Origin of the sequence: Flavipsychrobacter stenotrophus (assembly GCF_002954265.1) — a bacterium.
Lineage (GTDB): Bacteria > Bacteroidota > Bacteroidia > Chitinophagales > Chitinophagaceae > Flavipsychrobacter > Flavipsychrobacter stenotrophus.
Window position 1 is genome coordinate 416,422 of the sequence record NZ_PPSL01000002.1, and the last position, 22,575, is coordinate 438,996.

At 45.1% G+C, this 22,575-nt stretch carries 12 protein-coding genes; 9 read left to right on the forward strand and 3 right to left on the reverse strand.

The window, feature by feature from the left end; translation table 11 throughout:
* Positions 1 to 68: 68 nt before the first annotated feature.
* A complete protein-coding gene (locus CJD36_RS06840) occupies positions 69 to 7,544 on the reverse strand; it encodes an FG-GAP-like repeat-containing protein (RefSeq protein ID WP_105038392.1) in 7,476 nt (2,491 codons plus the stop codon).
* Positions 7,545 to 7,817: 273 nt separating this feature from the next.
* A complete protein-coding gene (locus CJD36_RS06845) occupies positions 7,818 to 13,022 on the reverse strand; it encodes an FG-GAP-like repeat-containing protein (protein WP_105038393.1) in 5,205 nt (1,734 codons plus the stop codon).
* A 1,273-nt stretch (positions 13,023 to 14,295) separates the two neighbouring features.
* On the opposite strand from CJD36_RS06845, the gene CJD36_RS06850 reads away from it, so the two are divergent.
* On the forward strand, positions 14,296 to 14,760 hold the full coding sequence (locus tag CJD36_RS06850; protein WP_133162532.1) for a hypothetical protein: 465 nt from the start codon (positions 14,296 to 14,298) through the stop codon (positions 14,758 to 14,760).
* A gap of 95 nt (positions 14,761 to 14,855) precedes the next feature.
* Complete coding sequence (locus tag CJD36_RS06855) at positions 14,856 to 15,152, forward strand: rhodanese-like domain-containing protein (protein WP_105038395.1); 297 nt, start codon at positions 14,856 to 14,858, stop codon at positions 15,150 to 15,152.
* On the opposite strand, the gene CJD36_RS06860 is transcribed toward CJD36_RS06855, so the two are convergent.
* Complete coding sequence (locus tag CJD36_RS06860; protein ID WP_105038396.1) at positions 15,153 to 16,043, reverse strand: S66 peptidase family protein; 891 nt, start codon at positions 16,041 to 16,043, stop codon at positions 15,153 to 15,155.
* Positions 16,044 to 16,252: 209 nt separating this feature from the next.
* Between CJD36_RS06860 and glmM the strand changes: the two genes are divergently transcribed.
* The 7 genes from glmM (at position 16,253) to CJD36_RS06895 (ending at position 22,321) form a co-directional block, all read left to right on the forward strand.
* Positions 16,253 to 17,644, forward strand: coding sequence for a phosphoglucosamine mutase (glmM, locus tag CJD36_RS06865; RefSeq protein WP_105038397.1), 1,392 nt, complete (start codon positions 16,253 to 16,255; stop codon positions 17,642 to 17,644).
* Between the two features lie 2 nt (positions 17,645 to 17,646).
* Positions 17,647 to 18,126 (forward strand): hypothetical protein, encoded by a 480-nt coding sequence (locus tag CJD36_RS06870; protein WP_105038398.1) that lies wholly within the window; start codon positions 17,647 to 17,649, stop codon positions 18,124 to 18,126.
* Between the two features lie 23 nt (positions 18,127 to 18,149).
* Positions 18,150 to 18,995 (forward strand): RHS repeat domain-containing protein, encoded by an 846-nt coding sequence (locus tag CJD36_RS06875; RefSeq protein ID WP_105038399.1) that lies wholly within the window; start codon positions 18,150 to 18,152, stop codon positions 18,993 to 18,995.
* 232 nt (positions 18,996 to 19,227) lie between these two features.
* Positions 19,228 to 20,001, forward strand: a complete 774-nt coding sequence (locus CJD36_RS06880; RefSeq protein WP_105038400.1) for an MlaE family ABC transporter permease — start codon at positions 19,228 to 19,230, stop codon at positions 19,999 to 20,001.
* Positions 20,002 to 20,105: 104 nt separating this feature from the next.
* Positions 20,106 to 20,882 carry an ABC transporter ATP-binding protein gene (locus CJD36_RS06885; protein ID WP_240609315.1) on the forward strand — a complete coding sequence of 259 codons (777 nt, stop codon included), beginning with the start codon at positions 20,106 to 20,108 and terminating at the stop codon, positions 20,880 to 20,882.
* 12 nt (positions 20,883 to 20,894) lie between these two features.
* Entirely contained in the window at positions 20,895 to 21,653 is a 759-nt protein-coding gene (locus CJD36_RS06890; protein WP_105038401.1) for an MlaD family protein, read from the forward strand.
* Positions 21,654 to 21,727: 74 nt separating this feature from the next.
* Positions 21,728 to 22,321 (forward strand): hypothetical protein, encoded by a 594-nt coding sequence (locus CJD36_RS06895; RefSeq protein WP_105038402.1) that lies wholly within the window; start codon positions 21,728 to 21,730, stop codon positions 22,319 to 22,321.
* Positions 22,322 to 22,575: the final 254 nt, after the last annotated feature.

Sequence of the window (22,575 nt, forward strand, 5' to 3'; positions counted from 1 at the left end):
GCGATGCGTAAACTCCGGTCGTGTCGCCGTAGAGACGCAAAATTTTGCGTCTCTACCTACTGTTATTGTTACTCACCCACCACAACCCTTTCCGTCACCTTACCGCTGGCAGTTATCGCGGATATCATGTAGGTGCCGGCGGCTACATTCATTTGCACCTGTTCCTTTCTATTCGTCATTGTATTCCATTCCTTAACCACCCTTCCTAAAAGATCAGTTACAACCATGTGAACAGGCTCCGTTTCAGAAGAGGAAAGTTGCAGCATAAATGACCCGTTATTAGGATTGGGTACAATGCTCATATTACATTGGATAGCACCAACATTAGCTACCGCAACTGCTCCATTGTAATAGGTCTTCTGCATACAACCATTGCGGGTGGTAATGACCCAATAATACTTACCTGCAAGGTCCGGCGCAGGATTATAATAATTCTGATTGGTCTCACCTGATAATAATGTAGAATCAAGTGTGATCACATCATCATAACCCCACTGGTAGGTATCTTCATCAGAAGGGGCACATACAAATTGGTGATCGAAATAGATAACAGAAGGCAGATCAGATATACCACCATCAACCAGCACCGCAAAAGAATCTCGCTGTGCACAACCCGATGACAGCATGGTAGCGGTTAGGTATATCCAGCCAATACCTGGGGTAGAGAAACTAACTAAACTATTTCTACCACCTGCACCGGTAGCCCATATAGCAGCCGGGCTTGTAGCCGTCCAGGTATAATGCTCTCCGGCATAAACCGTATCCAGTGTTCCGAAGTTTTGGTACAGCGTATTCAAACACACCACTGGCGGGCTCTTAATGTCTATATGCGGCATGTGTGCGCCCGGGCTGAGTATCACATCCAACTGCTGCACGTTAGCGCAGCCATTGGCAGTGATCGTGAATACATACACCACCATCACATTGCTATCGGTGGTATTGACCACACTATCATGAATGGCACCTGTACCCAATGAACTTGGCGGAGTAATGCCTGTCACAGCAGCTCTTGTCCAGCTATAGGCTGCACCTGGTGTTGCACTCAAAGGCACATAATCAAATACAGTTCCACCACACAACGAAGCAGCTAGTGAACTGGTAAGCCTTGGCGTAGGATTAACCCTTACTACAACATGCTGCGTATCCGCGCAACCATTGGCAACAAGAGCCACAGTATAGGTTACAATTACGGGCAGTGCAGTAGTATTATCCAACACTTCTGAGATCAAGCCTACGCCGCCGCCCGCGCTACTGGCAATACCCGGTGTCAGATCCCTGCTCCAGACAAACGACGCACCAAGCGTTACAGTAGAAGGAAGATAGGTAAACACCGTGCTATCACAAATAGCAGCAGGCGTTAATGTGCTCGTGAGCACAGGAGCTGTATTAACTGTAACAATATGATGCGCAGAGAGCACATTGCAACCAAGGCTTACTGTGTAACTGATAACCACTGTACCTGCTGAAATACCCGTCACTACACCACCGCTTGTTACAAATGCAATACCTGTGTTACTGCTGCTCCAGGTTCCGCCATTGACTGTATCAGCCAATACTATAGATGCCCCGCGACAAACCGCTGACGGACCCGTAATGATACCTGTATCAGGCAGCGCATCTACTATAACTATGTGTATTGCCGCAACACTACCGCAGGCATTGGTAACCGTATAAGAGATGGTATCTGTACCCGGACTTATTGTACTAACAAATCCTGCAGCCGATACCGTTGCCGCGCCATTACTTGCCGACCACACCCCACCCGAAGCAGTAGCAGTAAGAGAGACTGTACTGGCCAGACATAGATGGGTTGGTCCGCTTATTGTACCTGCAAGCGGCAATGGATTAACTGTAATTGAAGTAGAAGTTGTAGCCGTACCACATACGCTTGTAGCGGCATAAGATATAGTAACCACCCCACCCGATATGCCGGTAACAACACCCGCAGTATCTACAGTTGCTATAGAAACGCTATCTGACGTCCATACACCACCGGTAACGGTATTGGCGAGTGTTATAACCTGTCCCTGGCAAACTGTATTGACTCCTGATATAGTATCTACGTACGGTGAATTATTAACAACGATATTTTTAGTAGCTACTGCTGATCCGCAGATATTTGTTGTGGTATATAGTATTGTATCAGCTCCGTTAGCCACTCCCGTAACTATACCACCCGATACTGTTGCACTGGCATTTGTAGCGCTCCATACGCCACCAGCTACTGCATTAGTTAATGTAAGTACAGTACCTACACAAACACTGGACAGCCCATTGATCACACCCGCTGGTGGCAGCGTATCTATGACCACAACATGAGTTGCAGATACCGAGCCGCAGATATTTGAAATAGTGTAGGTGATCGTATCAACTCCCTGTGTGGCACCAGTAACTATACCGCCAATAACAGTAGCATGAGCATTTGATGCTGTCCATGTACCACCACTAACACTATCGGTCAAGGTAATAGACTGTCCAGCACATACCGAACCTGGGCCTGTGATAAGACTTACCGACGGAGACAAATTAACGGTCATCACCCTACTTACTACATCACTACCACAACCATTAGTAACTGTATAATTGATCGTATCAATACCCGGGTTTATACCTGACACAACACCCGACACGACAGTAGCTGAGCCATTAGTTGCCGCCCATACTCCACCAGTAGCAGATGGCACCAACGTAGTCTGCGCTCCCGTACATACCGACGTAGCGCCTGTAAGCGTACCCGCATGTGGCAAAGGATTTACCGTTATCATTTGCGTATCGGTAGCAGTACCGCAGCCATTGGTTACAGAATAAGAAATAACCACATTACCCGCTACCACACCACCAACGACACCGCCACTCACTGTTGCTACAGCAGCATTACCCGACGCCCATGAGCCGGATGCTACCGTGCTCGTCAATGTTATCAATGAACCTTCACAAACACTCACTGGGCCGGAAACAACACCCGCATTAGGAGAAAGATCTACCTGCACCAGCTGTGTGTCCACATCTGTACCGCAACTGTTGGTAATAGAGTAAGAGATAATAGCTATTCCAACTGTAGCACCATGCACCACTCCCGCCGCCACACTCGCAACCGTTGGGTCGCTGGAAGTCCACGTGCCACCCGTTGTTAGATTCGCAAGCGTAAGATTCACCCCGGTACACACTAAATGCCCACCGGTAATAATACCCGCATGTGCCAATGGATTTACCGTAATCATCTGCGTATCAACAGCAGTACCACAGCTATTCACTACGCTATAAGATATGATTACATTGCCCGCTGCCACTCCATAAACAACACCACCGCTTACAGTTGCGGTTGCATTGTTAGCAGATATCCAGCTACCGGTTGTAGCCGTATTATTTAACGTGATCACCGAGCCTTCGCACACCACTCGTGTTGGCCCTGTGATCGAGCCGGCATCAGGAGACAGATTCACATTCACCAATTGCGTATCCACGGCTGTACCGCAGCTGTTAGTTACAGAATAAGATATGATAGCAACACCCGGTGTAGCACCATGAACCACACCTCCTGTCACACTGGCTATTGCCGGTGCATCACTGGTCCAGGTGCCGCCTGTTGTCCCATTCGTCAGTGTTATATTCAATCCCGTACAAACAGTGTGTGCGCCATTAATAGTGCCCGCATTGGGCAATGGCAATACCACTATCATTTGAGTATCATATGCAGTGCCGCATGCTGCTGTTGCTGAGTACGAGATGATCACCAAACCTGCACTCACACCTGTCACAACGCCGCCACTATTTATTGTTGCACCTGCACCACCACTCAACCATGTGCCGGTGCTCACTGTATTATTAAGTGTTATGCTGCTACCCACACAAACAGAAGCCGCTCCACTTATATGCCCCGCGTCCGGACTCAGTTCAACCGCCACGAGCTGCGTATCTACCGCAGTGCCGCAGCTATTGGTAACAGAATAAGAAATTATTGGCAGCCCCACAGATACACCATGCACCACCCCACCAACTACAGTCGCCGATGCATCGCTACTGGTCCATGTGCCGCCACCTGTTGCATTGGTGAGTGTAATGTCAAAGCCGGTACACACTCTGTGCAATCCCGTTATATTCCCGGCATTTGGCTGTGGCAATACCACTATATTCTGGGTATCTACCGCCACTCCGCAGGCACCCGTAAAACTATAAGAGATCAATGCATTTCCTGCTGCTACTGCAGTCACAACTCCACTATTCGTCACGGTAGCAGTACCTGTTGCACTACTGCTCCATGTACCACCGGCCACACTTGTTGTCAATGAGATCTGCGTACCTGCACACACAGCAGTTGGTCCACCTATAGTACCGGGCGTTGTAGCCGATATCACTGTTACCATTTGCGTATCTACCTGCGTTCCACATACTGTGCTCGCTGTATAAGATATTATTGCACTACCACCCACGGCGCCATGTACTACGCCACCTACCACACTGGCTATTGCCGGAGCACTGCTGCTCCACGCACCACCTGTAGCGGTATTAGTCAGCGTTATGTTAGTACTTACGCACACATCACCTGGCCCGACTATTGTACCTGCATTGGGCTGCGGATTAACCACTACCATCTGGGTATCGGTTGCTGTTCCACAACTGTTGGCAACACTATATGATATTATCACATTACTTGCAGCTACGCCGGTTACCACACCGCCGCTCACAGTTGCTCTTGCAGTATTACTACTTATCCACGTACCGCCACTTGCCGGGTCAGTAAGGGTTATTGTAGTACCTGCACACACTGCAGTAGGCCCTGTAATAGTTCCTGCGTTAGGCGTCGCATCGATAGTTAACAGCAAAGTATCTGTTGCCGTACCACAGCCATTGGTTGATGTTACAGAATAAGAGATAATGGCCACTCCCACACTTGCACCACCAGCAGTTCCGCCGGCGTTTATAGTAGCGACGCTCGTATTACTACTGCTCCATGTTCCCGGTCCGACGGTATTAGAATAAGGTGCGCCGGTAACCGTGCCATTACACAAACTCGTAGGCCCTGTTGTCAGGCCCACAACAGGCAACGGAAACACCCGCACCATTTGTGTATCACTTAAAGAGCCGCAGCTATTCGTTACCGTATAAGAAATGATGGTTGTGCCTATACTTGCCCCACCTACTACACCACCGCTCACTGTTGCCACTGCGGGCACAGAGCTGCTCCACACACCGCCCGATGTAGTATCCGTCAGTGTAATGGAAGAACCTGCACATACCGTATTGACAGTACCTGTTATTGTTCCCGTCACGGGCGCCACATTCACTATAAACGGAACAGTAGCAGCTGCACTACCGCAGCCATTGGTCAACGTATAGCTGATAATAGTGCTGCCCACAAGGGCCACACTCGTCACCATCCCAACTCCGTTTACCGTAGCTATCCAAGTATTATTAGATGACCATACACCGCCTGTAGCAGTATCAGCCAGCGTTGTTGTTTGCCCTGCACCGCATACAGCTGCGGTACCTGTTATTACCCCTGCAGATGGTGTGGTCTTCACCGTATCTACTTTTGTTGCGCTGATCAGGCCACAGGTATTGGTAAGTGAGTAGGTAATATTTACGACGCCTGTATGCAGACCATTAACAGTCACGGAAGTTCCGGCTGGGGTTATCGTCGCTATAAACGCATCTCCCGTCGCCCATGTGCCACCGGTCATTGTGTTGGTGAGGGTTATAGGCGTTCCTATACACTGGCTTACCGGGCCTGCTATGGCAGGTACTACAATCACCGAATCAAACGTAATAACGAACCTCCTGCTGCTGGTATCACCCCCAGCTATCTTGTACAATATTACCGTGTCCTTACCCGGCAGGTGTGGTGTCAACATACCTGTAGCAGTATCTATAGAAGCCAATGTATTATTGGTCAGGGTCCATACCCCACCAATTGTGCCGCTGGTCAACGTTATGGCCGGAGCCGAAGCACAGATTATATGGGGACCGGATATAGTATCCATTATAGGTAGTGGGTAATCACGGAAAATGGTAATAGTTCCCTGTCTGTTATTTGTTGCCACAATTTCAGGGTATCCATCGCCGTCTAGATCTCCCAGATTGACTCCAAGCGGAGTTGTCCCAGTAAGAAAATCTAGTTTAGTCGCTAAAGTGCCGGCTGTGAAAGCCGCGCCTGTAATAGATGTATTTCTGAAAACGGATATCCTGCTCGGAGCTGCATCTGCAACAACAATATCGGGCTTGCCATCACCATTTAGGTCTCCTATTGCTATTCCCGCCGGCGATGCAAGTGTCACATAAGTCACTACAGCTGCAAAAGTTGAAGCGTCTATTACCCCTGGAGTACCAATGTTTCTATATAATCCAACCTGGTTGGAACTTGTAGACGTAACCGCAATATCCAATTTACCATCACCATCTATATCTACACTTTGAATATCTGATAATTTCCCTGGTGCAGGCAGTATTATTCTCGGGGCAAAATCAATGATTCCGCCCACTGAAATATTCTTCAGTACAGAAACTGTTTCGGAAGAATCATCTGCAACTCCGATATCCGCCAAACCATCACCATCCAGGTCACCTGTGCTAATGCCAATCGGCAGAACGCCACACTTAAAAGCTCCGATAACATTCAAACTAATGTTGCCTACAGTACTTGTATTCTGAAGTAAGACCACATTTGCGGAATCCCTACAGGTAACTGCAACATCCACTTTACCGTCTTTGTCAAAATCAGCTATTCCTATTACATAGGGGGCAACACCTGTTGGCGACACCTGAAATTCCACCATCGAAGCAAAAGTAATGTTGCCGGTTGTAGACGTGTTTCTGTAAACAGCCACCTTTCCCCCTCCTAATTGCGGCAAAACAAGGTCTAACATCCCGTCTCCATCTATATCTGCCAATTTCACATTTGCAGGCTGATTACCGCCCGGCAAACTGCCGGAAGGCAAAACAACGCCAACCGGAGAAAAGGATGCATTGCTTATCCAACCAGGAGTACTTATATTTCTGTAAATGACAAGGTTCCCAAAGTTAGGAGGATCATGTCGGTTTGTCGTCACTAAATCCGGCTTACCATCTCCGTCAAGATCTCCCAATACTGTTATGTAAGAATACGCAGGATCAGAAAATGAACCAATCGCATTATACCCTACTGTCAACAATGTAGTATTTCTTATATTTATCGTATCCTGGTAAAAATAAGAGCTGTTAAAGGTTGGTAAATATTTGTCAACCTGATAACCCGTGAGATGATTTGTAGTATTCAACACCGATACAGGCCCAAACACAGCGCCCGTATCTACCGTTACTGTAAGTTGTGTTGCAGTAGCACCAATTACAAATGCCCTTGTAGAGCCAAAATAAACAATATTATTAGCTGGCAGCAGGTCAAAGCTACTACCCGATATTGTTATAGTAGATCCTGTGGTAGCTATAGATGGAGAAACAGACGTAATAACAGGCGCCTGCCCGTACCCCGGCACAGTGCACAGTAATATAAAAATAAGACAAGAGTATCTTAAATAAGCAAGAGGGTTATTAAGTAAAAGAGTGTTCATAAGGTCTTGATTAACAATTCACTAGCAACAAACAAAAATGTTGTTGCATTCCGGGTAATATGCTTCTCTTTAAAAGTATATTACGCAAATATACATAATATACTGTTGAGATATGCTGCACCCGATTAACAATTTCATTAACTAACAGTCAATATCGCCGTAAGTAAAAACAGAGTACAAACAAATCATTCCTTCCACCTTTTTAGAAGCAGAACTAACAAAAAATGGCCCCGATGAGTTTCATCGGGGCCATTAATATTCTACCTGAACAATTTATTTACCCAATTCAAAATGTATTGTCTTACTCAGGTGCTCAGAGTGTACATTCAATATGTACATACCATTGGCCAGCTCATTATCCAGTACTACCGTATTGTCTATCGCTCCGCCCGCTGCATTAAACTGGTTGCGGTACACCACCTGACCAAGCATATTGGTTATTTCTACGCTTATTTCTTCGTCGGTAGTAATACCCACATTACCATGTATCACAAAGTTACCCTTGGTAGGGTTAGGCATTACACGAATGTCGCTGTTAGGTACATTCACCTGGCTCACACCCACATTACCACCTATCGCTATCTCTTGAGATGCGTATACAGATGTATTGTTACAATAATCTGTATTGGTCATGATACATGTAAATGAATCACCGGTTGCCAATACATTAGTAGAGTAAGTGGTAGTGTTAGCACCCGGTATTAATATACCGTTCTTCTTCCACCTGTAGGTAGGTGCCAGACCCGGATTAGTAGGATGCGCAGTAAACGTAGCCGTCATACCCGGCGCCAATATATACCCCGGACTCACACTCAGGTAAATATCCGGTATAGCTACCGGTATCACTGTTACAGAGTGCGGTGCGCTGGTGGCTACAGAATAGTTGATACAAGGGAAATTACTTGTCATTTCTACTGTCACTACATCGCCGGTAGTACCCATATAAGCAAGGCTTCCTGCGGTACCGGCTGGCACACCATTCACCTTCCATACATACGTCGGGTGTGTACCACCGCCGGTCATTATTGTTGAGTAGGCAATCGGATAACCCTCACAGGCACTATCCGAACCGATCATTGTGATCGTCGGGTTCAGGTATGGACTAACTGTAAGTCTTAAGGTATCTACTGCTGTATCTACCAGCGGACAAATGTAGTTGCTGTGTATCACTACTCTTATAAAATCATTATTGGCAGGTACGTACGTAAATGTACTGCCCGGACCTACATTGATACCGTTGATGTTCCAGTTAAATGTAGGTGCCGCGCCGCCAAACACTGGATTCGGATTCAGCGTTACAGGATTACCGAGGCACGTTGTATCGCCAATACCTGTTGCCAGATTAAGTATAGGCGTTCTGCGGGTGATCACCACCATCTTTACAAAAGACTTTGCTGTTGCCGGCGATGGACACTGCGCGCTGCTCGTCATTACCACACTTACAGAATCTCCGTTAAGCGGAATATACGAGAACGATGGTCCCGTTCCTGCAGGTAGTGTATTTACTCTCCACTGGAAGGTTGGCGTAGGTCCCGGATTTATAGTATTAGCCGTATACGTCACCAGTGTATTCTGACATACTGTCGCTACAGATCCTGTAAGCGTAAGCGTAGGACTTGTAGTTATAGACACCAATGGAGTAAGTATAGGATAAGAAGTAACTGTCATGGTATCTCTGCAACCAAAGCCAGGTGTAGTAAATGTAATGAGGGCTGTGTTTATTGATGGCGATGGGCCTGTTACCACACCACGCACCACACCTGTTACAGAGTCTACCTTTACCAGGTTGGTATCAGAACTTGTCCAGTAGCCAAATGCCGAATCTACTATCAGGTTGCTGGTAAAGCCCTGGCATACCGAAGTAGGCCCCGTTACGGTTGGACCGGGATTAATAGTTATAGGAGAGAATACAAAACATGATGTAGCAGTGAGCGTATAGCTGATAAACGCTGTACCACCCGACATACCTATCAGCTCACCGGTATTTGTGTTAATGCTGGCTACAGCAGGGTTACTACTGCTCCAGGTACCCAGCGTTGTAGCATCGCTTAATGTTATAGTAACATTAGGGCATATTGTAGATATGCCTGAAATAGCTGCCGGAGGCGGAGTAACTGTCATGGTATGTGTGGCATAACAGCTTGAACCTGCGATAGAATAAGTAATAGTAGTCGTTCCCAATGTTGCTCCCGAAACAATACCAATAGCATTAACCGGTGCTACTACAGAGTTACTGCTGCTCCATACACCACCCGATGGCGTATCTACCAGGTTGGTAAAGCCACCAAGGCATACTGTTGCAGAACCTGTTATAGGGCCCGGGCTAGGGAATACTGATATCGTCGTACCTACTGCACAACCTGTAGAAGGAATGGTATAACTAACTGTAGCAATACCCAGTGCATTACCTGTTATAAAACCCGTTGTGGCATCAATAGAAGCAACAGATAAAGGAGTTGCTGTCCAGTTACCACCTGCAGGTGAACTGGTTAATGAAGTAGTTGCGCCACGACAAATGGTTGGTCCGCCGCTTATAGGCGTTGGCAAAGTATTTACCGTAAATGGTGTAAGTGCTACGCTGCAACCTGTAGATGTTTGTGTAAAGCTGATAGTAGCATTACCTGCGGCAATACCATTGACTACGCCAGATGATGTGCCTATGCTTACAAAACCGCCCACCTGGCTCCAGGTACCCGGTGCCGATGCATTGGTGAGTGTTATCGAAGAACCCACGCACACAGAGCTCCCACCAAGTATTGGCGCGGGGCTATTGTATACATTTACTATAACCGTATCATAGCAGCCACCGGTTATTGTATAGGAAATAACAGATGTACCACCTGCTACACCACCTACTCCACCTGTGCCGGTTACAGTTGCCGCGGCAGTATTCGTACTCAGCCATGTACCACCGCCCGTTGTATTAAACAGAGAGATCGTATTACCCGGACAAACATTGAATGTACCCGTTATTGCGGCGGGGCTTAAGTTTACAGTTATTGGATAGAGTTGAGATGCCGTACCGCAACCATTGGTAAGCGTATAGCTTATCGTCACCGCACCCGCGGCAATGCCATGCACCATGCCCGAAGCAGACACAGTAGCTTTTGTATTGTCGCTCGATGTCCATGTACCCAATGGTGTAGTATTCGTCAGCGTCATATTAGCACCGGTACATACAGATGTAGGACCGCCGATAGCCGCTATTACAGGGCCTGCAGTTACCGTAACAAGAGCTGTATCATAGCAGCCGCCAATAGTATAAGATATAATAGCAGTACCTGCGCTTACCGCATGTACTACTCCGCCCGGGCTTGTTATTGTGGCAACAGGCAAATTATTGCTCGACCACGTTCCCGTAGGTGTAGTATTGTTTAGCGTTGCCGAAGACCCTGCGCACAATGTAGTGGTCCCCGTTATCGCTGCCGGAGATTGATTGACCGTTATAGGCCCGTATGTCTGGCTGGCTGCTCCACAGGTATTAGATACCGCATAGGTAATGGTAACGCTGGTACCCGATGTAAGACCGGTTACCGTACCGCCAACTACAGTAGCCACGGTCGGGGCAGAACTGCTCCAGGTACCTAACGGAGTTGCGTCTGATAATGATATTGTAGTACCTGTACACAATGAAGTTGATGTACCCGAAATAGGTGCCACAACAGGGAATACACTTACAGTGAAAGGCTTTCTTAAAAGAGTAGCGGTATCGCCATTACAGATAATACGGTAATACACCGTATCCGAACCCGCAGCCAACGGAGTTACAGCACCGGTTGCAGTATCTATAGTAGCAAAAGTGGTATTTAATACAGACCAGTAACCACCGGTTACAACATCCTTAAATGTATCTACGTTCGGTACGCATATCAAGGCAGGTCCTGTAATTGGCGCAGTAATAGGTAATGGATAATTTCTAAAAACGGAGATAGAAGCAACTTGACTATTTGCAGTTACCACATCTGGTTTTGTATCCCCATCAACGTCAGCTACTGATACACCTACCGGACCGGCACCCGTTGTAAAAGTTAAAGTAGAATCTAACGTTATGGTTCCCGATACAGAATTATTCCTATATAAGGTTACTTTACCGCCTGACACATCTCCAAGTAATATGTCCACTTTACCATCCGCATCGATATCTCCACTAGCTAAACCTACAGGATAGGTGGCAAATATTGGAAAATCAGTTCTTGACGCAAATGAAGCTGCAGTGATCGAACCAATTGTAGACTGATTTTTAAAAACAGAGAAACTACCTGCTACGAAACCCGGATATGAAAGGTCATTTCCAGTTACAAAAATATCGGTTTTACCATCCATATCAACATCACTGGCCATAACTTGCTGCCCATGCATCCCTATTGGAATATCCATATTGATGTAAGTTGACAAATTAAAATTACCTGCACCACTGGAAGTATTACGAAAAACGGTCACTGAACCGTTTATTGTTCCCGCGGAGGCTCTGTTTGCCACAGCAATATCAGGTTTACCGTCACCATCAAAATCAGAAGCACAAATACTTACCGGATCTGCATCTGTTGGTAACGAGAAGGTATTCGTTGTAAATAAATTTGGGAATCCAGCATTTCCAACAGGAGGAGTAAGTATGCCGTTAGCAAATATTTTTACCTGGTCAGCACCTGCGGTAATTACATTAACAATGGTTGCGGCAACATCAGGCCTGCCGTCACCGTCAAAATCTTCAATTGCTAACTCGTAAACTTTACCTGAAGGGACGAGAGTTCTGGGAGTCGCCAAAGTTATTGTAGTACCCGAACTAATGTTTCTGCATATAGAAACCGCTCCACCGCCGCCGCTACAGCCAACAATTACATCAATTTTGCCGTCACCATCCATATCTGCGAATCTAATATTAGATGGACCCGTTGGAACGGTATAGTTAATTGGCGCAGCATACGACCCTGTAGTTATTGATCCACCGCTGCCTATAAACCTATACATTGAAATAGTAGTAGTTCCGTTATTAGCTACAACCATATCTAATTTACCATCACCATCAAGGTCAGCAAAAGCAGCAATATACGGCTGCGCCCCTGTTGTGAAATCAACTTTCGGCTTAAAGTTGTATGCACCAGGCACAAAGCAACTGTTCATATAACGAGGGAGAAAAGGAGAAGAGAAAAAGCCGGTACGGTTGGTAACTAAACCAGTATTTACCACCTTAACTCCTGCAATCCCGGCACCTGCGGGCACCGTTACAGTCATATTAGTGGCTGTTGCTGCCGTGGGTATTGCCTTAACACCTCCGAAATAAATGATGTTATTTGCCAGTGTCGTATTAAAATTCGTTCCCGTGATGGTAATAGTATTTCCAGGTATTTCCGTATTAGGGGTAACAGAACTGATAGTCGGCTGCCCGTTAGCGGATTTACTAGTGAGAACAAGAGAAGAAAGAGCCAACGCACACACACCAAAAAAGCTCTTCACACGTGGGTAATAGATTTTAATCATAAAATATAATTAAGATTTTTCAATTCTATATTGATTCTGACCGTTTTACGCAAATAATAGCACTCATTTTTACTGACTTACCTATATACACGCATACACCACCCCTACAGGGGTAGCAACAAATCAAGGATAAAAATAGGAAAAAATTTGCAATATTATATTTTTAACACCCTAAAGTGACAATTTTTATTTTAGAATGCGTATAGGTCGAATCACATAGAAGAAATTCCATCTTTTGTCCATTAACCACTCTCCTCTTTTTGAAAGATGAGTACCCGCCTTTTCGGCGGGGGAGGTGATTAACTGCTTACAGGCACCGTAACCCTTAATAAACAATAAGATACAGCACCCTTAAAAGCAAAATAAATTACCCATCTGTCACCCTGGCGTCCTAGAAGCCTGCTTGCCGGTAGACAGGGGGCGACCGATTGCATGGGGCCCGCTCTTTTTGAGACAAATTGAACAGAAGAACGATCTATTACAGATGACATTTCCCTCCTAAAAAAACATATCCACAGAAAATAGCGCCACCGAAACCCTTACCCACAGCTCATTACAGCCGATTTTTTCGCAAATTTTGTGGATATGTTTATTTTATAAATTCAATTTCCCTCATTAATTTACACCCGATTCAGGGAAAACCGCCTGCACAGCTCTTTGATCTACGAACCCTAACACCACAAAAAACGTAGGGGCTGAAAATCTTCAGCCCTGCGCAACACTGGCGACACTGGTCGAAGCGTCTCGCTTCGTCCTCGTTAATGGAAGTGTATCGCTTCCGAGACAACGTGTAAACCTGCTTCGGGACGAGGCACTGCCACATTTCATAAAAAAAGTGGCAGCATGTAGCAGAAAGTGGCAGGAAGTGGCAGATAGTGGCAATTTGTTAAAATCTGCTAAAAACCTTTCCCAACAAGCACTTCCGCCACCTACCCCCAACCAAAACTGCCACTTTTCTGAAAAACTGCCACTTTTTCTAAAACGGCCAATACACTCACTGCGCTCGTCCGCGATTGTATCGCGGATGCTACGGCGGGGCGTTTGTAACGCCCGTATTGTAGCAGTAAACAAATACAGAGACTATATAACTAACATGTAAATCTATTCCGGGACGAGACCCTTTATCCTGACCATCACGATTCAGACATCTCCTCACCCCCAAAAAGCACCATATAAATATTATTATCTTAAAACCCTTATTTTTATGTCCGTCAAATTATATATTTGCGATGGTTTCGGGCAAACCCGGCAAACAATTCAAAAAAACACACACATGGCAGGGCGTTTTACATTATTACTTTTTGTTCCTATTTTCTTGTTCTGTTCTTCTGTATTCGCCGGAGACCACAATTATTTCCAGCATAAAAAGATATTCTACCTGTGCTCTATTCAAAAAGAGTGCTTTTACTGCGAGTCTTGCTCTAAAGAAATGTACAAGATCAAGATAAAGAATAATGTAGATAAGAAAATAAAGAGCATCTTCTATCAGTATTACTCTCCTGTTTATAAAAAAGTGATCACCAAAGAAGCCGTAATAGAAGGCGACCAGATAGAAAGCCAGAACATTGGCCTGTTATATATATGCGTTCAAAACAAGCTTCACTGGGCCATCAGCAAAATAGTTTATGCCGATGACACAGACGAAACATTCCTTGTAGAAGGCCCGTTAAAGAAATTTCACCAGGATGCCGATGAGTGCGATTGCAACATCACACCAACCGACAGAAGAGGTAACTAAAAACTAAATTCTAATAGCAATAAATTGAAAAGCGTCCCTATGCGGGGCGCTTTTTTAGCCTTACCAGGCAAATAAATTCAGCTAAACGCCACCCCATGCAACAAATAACATCCGTAGAACTGAAACAATGGGAGGCCGCCGGCCATGACTACCGGCTGATAGACATACGTGAACAATGGGAGCGCGAACAATTCAATATAGGTGGCGCACACATCCCCATGGGTGATCTCATTAGCCGCCTGGGCGAAATACCGAAGGACCAGGACGTAGTGCTGTACTGTGAAAAAGGCATCCGCAGCACCATAACCATACAAAGACTAGAGGGCTATGGATATAACAACCTCTTCAATCTATCGGGCGGCATGAAAGCCTGGCGGGAAGCAGGCCTGTAATTACCTCACCAGTTTTGCGCCGCCTGCATTTACGGTCAGCGTATGCCGCATACCCAATGCCAGCGTATAATTCACATCCTGGTGCCCACAGGGAAAATTGAAGCAAACCGGGTAATCATACTCCTTTACCTTATCCCATATTATTTCTTCAATGGTCTGTCCGAATGGCCTTTCTGTATCCTGCAGGTCAGTAAACCCACCTAATACAAGCCCTGTAAGACCATCCAGTTTACCGGCACGTTTCAACTGCAGCAGCATACGATCTATATGATACAAATGCTCGCCAAGATCTTCTAAAAACAATATTTTACCCTTCGTATCTACATCCGAACTAGTCCCTATCATATGCACAAGCAACGACAAATTACCACCTGTAAGCACACCTGTTCCCCTTCCGGATTTGTTAAAGCTTGCGGCCGGAATAATATATTGCTCTGGCTCGCCTGCCAGCGCACGCTTCAGCGACAGCAGGTAGTCTTCGTTTTCTGTTTCTGGCTTAAACGCGCCACACATGGGGCTGTGCAGCGTAGGTATACCCAGCGTAGCAGTAATATGGCTATGCAGAACAGTGATGTCACTAAATCCGCAAACCCACTTTGGCCGGGCTTTAAAAGCATTAAAATCGAGATCATCAATAATACGGCTCATGCCATAGCCGCCTCTGCCCATCAATATGGCGTCAATTTCAGGATCATCCAACATAGCCTGCATATCCGCAAGGCGCTCGTGGTCGGTACCCGCAAAATAGTGAAACTCATTGCCCACCGTTTTACCCACCTTCACCTTATACCCCCAGCGCTCCAGCACCGTTATAGCATACTGTATTCTTTCTGCCGATACATACCCCGATGGACAAGTGATACCAATAACTCCGCCCTGTTGTAAATTCATGATAAACCAAAAGTAAGGAACGCTGCCAGTTGTACAAAGATGGTTAGGGAAAAAATGCCATTAAACCCTTTGTTATTGAATAGTTACCGCTAATTGTTTTACCTCTGATAGTATTTTATCTGTATAACTAAACGCTTATCTTCGTCCCTAAGAAAAACAGTCCAGCATTGGTTTTGTAGTTTTTACTTTTAAAAATTTTACTTTTTCATATGGCATTAATCAAATCAATTTCAGGAATAAGAGGTACAATAGGCGGCACACCAGGCAAAAGCCTGACGCCAATAGATGTAGTGAAATTCACCACTGCATATGGTGCATGGGTAGCCAGCCAGGGCACTAATAAGAAGATAGTTATTGGTCGTGATGGCCGTATTTCCGGCGGCATGGTACGCGACCTGGTAGTGGCAACGCTGCAAGGCATAGGCTGCGATGTGGTAGACCTGGGGCTGAGCACCACACCTACTGTAGAAATGGCAGTGAAGATGGAAAACGCAGGGGGCGGTATCATACTTACAGCAAGCCATAATCCTAAACAATGGAATGCACTAAAGTTGCTGAACCATGAGGGCGAATTCCTGAATGCAGCCGAAGGCCAGTGGATACTGGACTATGCGGAAAAGACCGAACCAACCTACGCAGAGATAGACAACATAGGCACTCAGCGTAATGATGACACCTACATTCAGAAACACATAGACATAATACTGGCTCATCCACTGGTAGACGTAGCTGCAATTAAGGCCATGAACTATAGCGTGGTGCTTGATTCTGTTAACTCTACCGGTACCATATCAGTACCACCATTACTGCGTGCACTGGGTGTAAATGACATAACAGTAATTAATGAAGAAGTAACGGGCCATTTCGCTCACAACCCTGAGCCACTGCCTGAAAACCTGGTAGACCTCTGCAATGCAGTAAAAGAAAAGAAGGCAACCCTGGGCATAGCTGTAGATCCTGATGTGGACAGGCTTTGCTTTGTATGCGAAGACGGTTCATTATTTGGCGAAGAGTATACACTGGTAGCTGTAGCCGACTATATATTGAGCAACAAAAAAGGCAATACTGTCTCTAATCTCTCATCTACCCGCGCACTGCAGGATGTAACAGAGAAGCACGGCGGCAAGTACTTTCCAAGCGCAGTAGGCGAAGTGAACGTAGTCAAGAAGATGAAGGAAAACAATGCAGTAATAGGCGGCGAAGGCAATGGCGGTATTATAGTGCCTGAACTGCACTATGGCCGCGATGCACTCATTGGTATAGCGTTATTCCTTACTCACCTGGCAAAGAAAGGATTGTCTGTAAAGGCATTGCGCAACACCTACCCTAACTACTTCATCTCTAAGAACAAGATAGACCTACCTGAAGGCCTGAATGTAAAAGCTATATTCGAAGAGATCAAAAAGAAGTATGCTGCACAGCCTATCAACACAGAAGATGGCCTGCGTATAGACTTTGATAAGGATTGGGTGCACCTGCGTACTTCAAATACAGAGCCAATAATAAGGGTATACTCGGAAAGCAAAGACGAAGCCAGTGCTAATAATGTAGCGCAAACGATAATGACGGCAATAAAAGAACTTATGGCCGTAACTGCATAAAAATGGCATCTGACCAGGACAATAAAGTGAATGACCTCCTCAATGATATGCAGGCCGAGATGACCGAAAGGCAGGCTGAGCGCTACGTAAGGAGAATAAAACATGGTAGGGCGGCGATAGTATTCGTCGCCTTTATCTATGTTGTAAAGCTGATACGGGTCTTAGACAACTTTGAACAGGCAAAAAGCGCAAGCTATCTGTTTGGCGGTATCATTGCTTTATATGCATCGCTGTTCGTACTTAGCCGGACAAACGCTTATACCGGCCTGCTAATAGCTACGATAGCATACCTACTTGTTGTAGCCATAACCATGATAATGGAGATGACGATAATAGCAGAAAACCCTATAGCGGAGATAGCCGGCATACAGCGGGCTGCCTACTTATCGACCATAATTGTACGGATCGGTATCTTTTACTTCCTTATCTACGGCATGAAGTATGCTAAGAAATTTGAGGCATTGTATGCCGATGGAGAATAGATGTCTTTGACTATCTTTAATACATGAAACCACTTTCCATTATCATCATATGCCTGTTCTTTTTTTCCTGTAAGGAGAAGAAGGCAGATAATGATTGGGGTAAAATGGATCTGCACGGGAAGGTGAAAACGTTGGTAGAGAAGGATTACATGTTGGATACTACCGGCAGTAATAAGGGGAAGCATCTAAGGTGGACTAAAACTTTCAAATTCAATTTAAATGGCCTGCTTATAGAAAACGAGCAACTCGATGAAAAGAATAAATCGATGTTCAGATACACTTACACATATGGTGCCGCAAACCGGATAAGAGAGGAGCGAGGATATGCTGATAATGTGATGGCCACCACCCGCTATACATATGATACTATAAACCACACCACCCTGAAAAATTTCTTTCCTTTTGATGGCAGTTCGATACTTATACAAGCTAAGTATCAATATAACAAAGGGGGCCAACTCCTCAGCACAATCATGAGTATTCCGGCCAGCGCACCCGATACGGGTTTGAAGATAATGTCGAACGAGGTGTTTGTGTATGACAAGAAAGGAAACAAAGTAAAGAGTATATATACCCATTCGGATAGCTTCAGGGAGACCACTATTTATGCCTACGACGAGCATGGTAACTGCATCAGTGAGGTTGCAGATACAGCATTGCCACACCGTGCAATAAGAACCACTCGCAAGTTTGACGAAAAGGATAATTTGATTGAAGAGAGATCTTATGAAGCAGATGGCAGCATCCACTCACAAAAGAAAATAGAATACAGATCTTTCGACAAGGCAGGCAACTGGTTGGTGCAGTATATACATTGGAAAGATCTGGGGACAACGGTTATAGAGCGGAGTATTGAGTATTATCCGTGATTGCCAATTTACATCGTTAAGCTCTGCCGCTTAAGAGACGCAAAATCTTGCGTCTCTACGAACATTCAATTAATTTACATTATCCTGCATAATGCATCCCATACAATCATAACCAACACAGACCAGCAACCACTGGCACGGTATTTATTGGTTATTCTCTGAGGTAGTGGATTTTTAAGCTACTGCCTTGAATATTTGCACCAAACAGTTGCTAATAAAAATCAATAACACAATGGCCAACGCACCAGCAGCATCATATAAAGGCATACTTGAAGAGGCCGGTAACCAGGTACTTTTTATGTTCCGCTTCTTCAGAAATATTTTCCGCTTCGACTTTGAGTGGGAGGAATTTATACGCCAGTGCTATATGATCGGATATAAATCTTTTCCGCTTGTGGGTATAACGGGGTTTATTATAGGTTTCGTTATCACACTACAGTCTGAACCTACCATGAAGGCTTTTGGGGCAGAAAGTTTTATACCCAAGATGGTAGCGATATCATTGATACGCGAGATATGCCCCGTAGTAATAGCATTGATATGCGCCGGTAAAATATCATCGGGGATTGGCGCTGAACTGGGTAGTATGCAGGTGAGTGAGCAGATAGATGCGATGGAAGTATCGGGCGCGAACCCTGTGCAATACCTTGTTGTGACGCGTATACTGGCATGCATTATAATGATACCGTTGTTGACACTTATGGCAGATGCGCTTGGCTTTGCAGGTAGCTATCTCGGGGTGAACTTATCTAACCACGTAAGTCCTCAATTGTTCTTCAGTAAGGCATTTTCATCGGTTGAATTCGGTGATCTGTTACCCGCATTCTTCAAGACCATTTTCTTCGGATTTGCCATAGGATTTATAGGTTGTTATAAGGGCTATAATTCTAACAGAGGAACGGAGAGTGTGGGTATAGCTGCTAATTCGGCGGTAGTAAATGCCTCTCTCTGGATCATAGTCATTGATGGCATTGCAGTTCAACTTACTAATGCACTCGGGTACTAACTAAGTTAAAAGTCAGAAATTAAAACTAAAAAGCTCGCCATTAGTAAGACCATACTTCTCAACAGCAAATGACAAAATTAATAAAACACTAATTACAGACAAACGTGGACGAACCTATACAAAATAAAAAAGTTGACACTCCGCAAGACAATAGTGATGTAATAACCATGCGCCACATAGCTAAATCTTTTGGCGACAACGCAATACTCAAAGACATCAACATGGATCTGCACAAGGGCGAGAACCTGGTGATATTGGGTAAGTCTGGCACGGGCAAATCTGTCACTATAAAACTCATTGTTAACCTTCTCGAGTACGATAAAGGTGAGCTGAAAGTATTTGGCGACGAAGTAAAAGACCTGTCTGAACAAGAACTAAAAAAGTTGCGTACACGTGTAGGGTTTCTCTTTCAGAGTGCAGCCCTTTATGACTCTATGACCGTTCGTGAAAATCTGGAATTCCCGTTAAAGAGAATCCTAAAGATAAAGGACGAGAAAGAGCTGGAGGACAGAATAAAGGAGGTACTGGATAGTGTAGGCTTGCCCGATGCTATTGACAAAATGCCTTCTGAGCTATCGGGTGGTATGCGCAAACGTATAGGCCTTGCCCGCACCATTATTCTTAAACCCGAGATCATGCTCTATGATGAGCCTACAACGGGATTAGACCCGATCACATCGAAAGAGATCAGCGAGCTCATCATGTCTATGCAGGAGAAGTTTAAGATATCCTCGATCATTATTACCCACGACATAGCTTGCGCTAAGATCACCGCCAACCGGATGATGGTAATGGACAAAGGTGAGTTTGTAGCAGAGGGCACTTTTGAGGAACTGGAAAATTCAAGCGACGACTTTATAAAATCATTTTTCAAATTATAATACTACCATACGATGAAAGCAACGGGCGGACAGAAAGTAAGAACAGGAATATTTGCATTGATAGGGCTGGGGCTCTTAGTTGGCGCTGTTTTCCTTATTGGCAAGACAAAGAATCTATTTGGAGACACCTTCCATGTATACGGCACATTTAAAAATGTGGGTGGCCTTCAGGCAGGTAACAATGTGCGATTTGTGGGAGTGAATGTAGGCACTGTACAGAGCATAAGTATCATATCTGATACATTGGCCAGAGTAGACCTTATAGTGCAGGAGAGTGTGCACAAGTTCATAAAGAGCAACGCAGTAGCATCTATTGGTTCGGACGGATTGATGGGAGATAAACTGATCGTAATCTCAGCAGCAGATGATGGTACGCAACCGGTGAAAGATGGTGCCCGCATAGCCACCAATAACCCTACTGACATGGGTGAAATAGTTGCTAAGATGCAACGTATAGCAGATAATGCCGAGGTGATAACGGCTGGGCTGGCAGATATATCTATGACGATAAGTCAGGGTAAAGGCAGCCTGGGCAGGTTGTTGTATAATGATGATCTGGCGAAGAACCTGGAAGGAACTGTTACCAATATAAAGCAGGGTACAAAGGGATTCAGCGAAAATATGGAAGCGCTGAAAGGCAACTTCCTGCTACGTGGTTACTATAAAAGAAAAGAAAGAAAGAAGGAAGAAAAAGAAGAAGCAAGGCAAGCTAAAGAAGCAGAAAAAGCCGAGAAAAAAGATCAACCTAAAATTGACAAAAAGAAAAAATAGTGCCTGACCCTTAAGTAAATAGGCGACATGGCACGGTTTTTAAACTATCAATAACAACACAAAAATATACACAGATGAACATCACACAGAGTATCTCGAAAAAAATAGGCACAACATTAAAGATAGCGGGAGTAGCCGCGGCAATGTTTTTATCGGCCAATGCACAGGCACAAAGTAACAAACACTCCCATAGCAGTGAAAGCTATAGCGGTCTTAATCTGGGCCTTGGTGTGGGTTATTACAGCTATTACCATAATCAATCAGTACCCTACTTTACGGCCAACTACGAGTTTGATGTAGCCCGCCAGTTTACCCTGGCACCCTTTATAGGTATTGCTTCTTACAGAAGCAATTATTATGACAGAAGATATTACTACCGTGAGACCGTTATTCCAATTGGCGTAAAGGGTACCTATTACTTCGATAATCTCCTTGGTGCAGGGCCTGCATGGGACTTTTACCTGGCAGGTTCACTCGGCTACAATTTTACCCGGGTGGTGTGGGACGATAACTACACCGGTGACAGGGATGTTTATCGCGGTGCCGGTGCGTTGTACCTGGATCTGCACATAGGCACAGAATACCATTTCAACCATAAGGTAGGTGCGTTCCTTGATCTTTCTACAGGAGTGTCTACCATAGGTTTGGCTATCCATCCGTCTAACTAATACTGGGTATATTTATATGAACAAAGCCCCTTTCCTAAACGGAAGGGGCTTTGTTGTTTGTAGCGGTTTCGATTTTAATGTACCACAAATATTATGCGCATGTTCAAGCTTTGTGTGGCGCCTATGGAGACATCAATACCTTCGGCATCGCTTTCAAAATAAGCCTTGTCTACTTCTATAAACATCTGGTGCCTTCAGCATCATTGCATACAATGGCCTACAGAGTTGTTGTTTTATACAGTGTACTTTTTAAT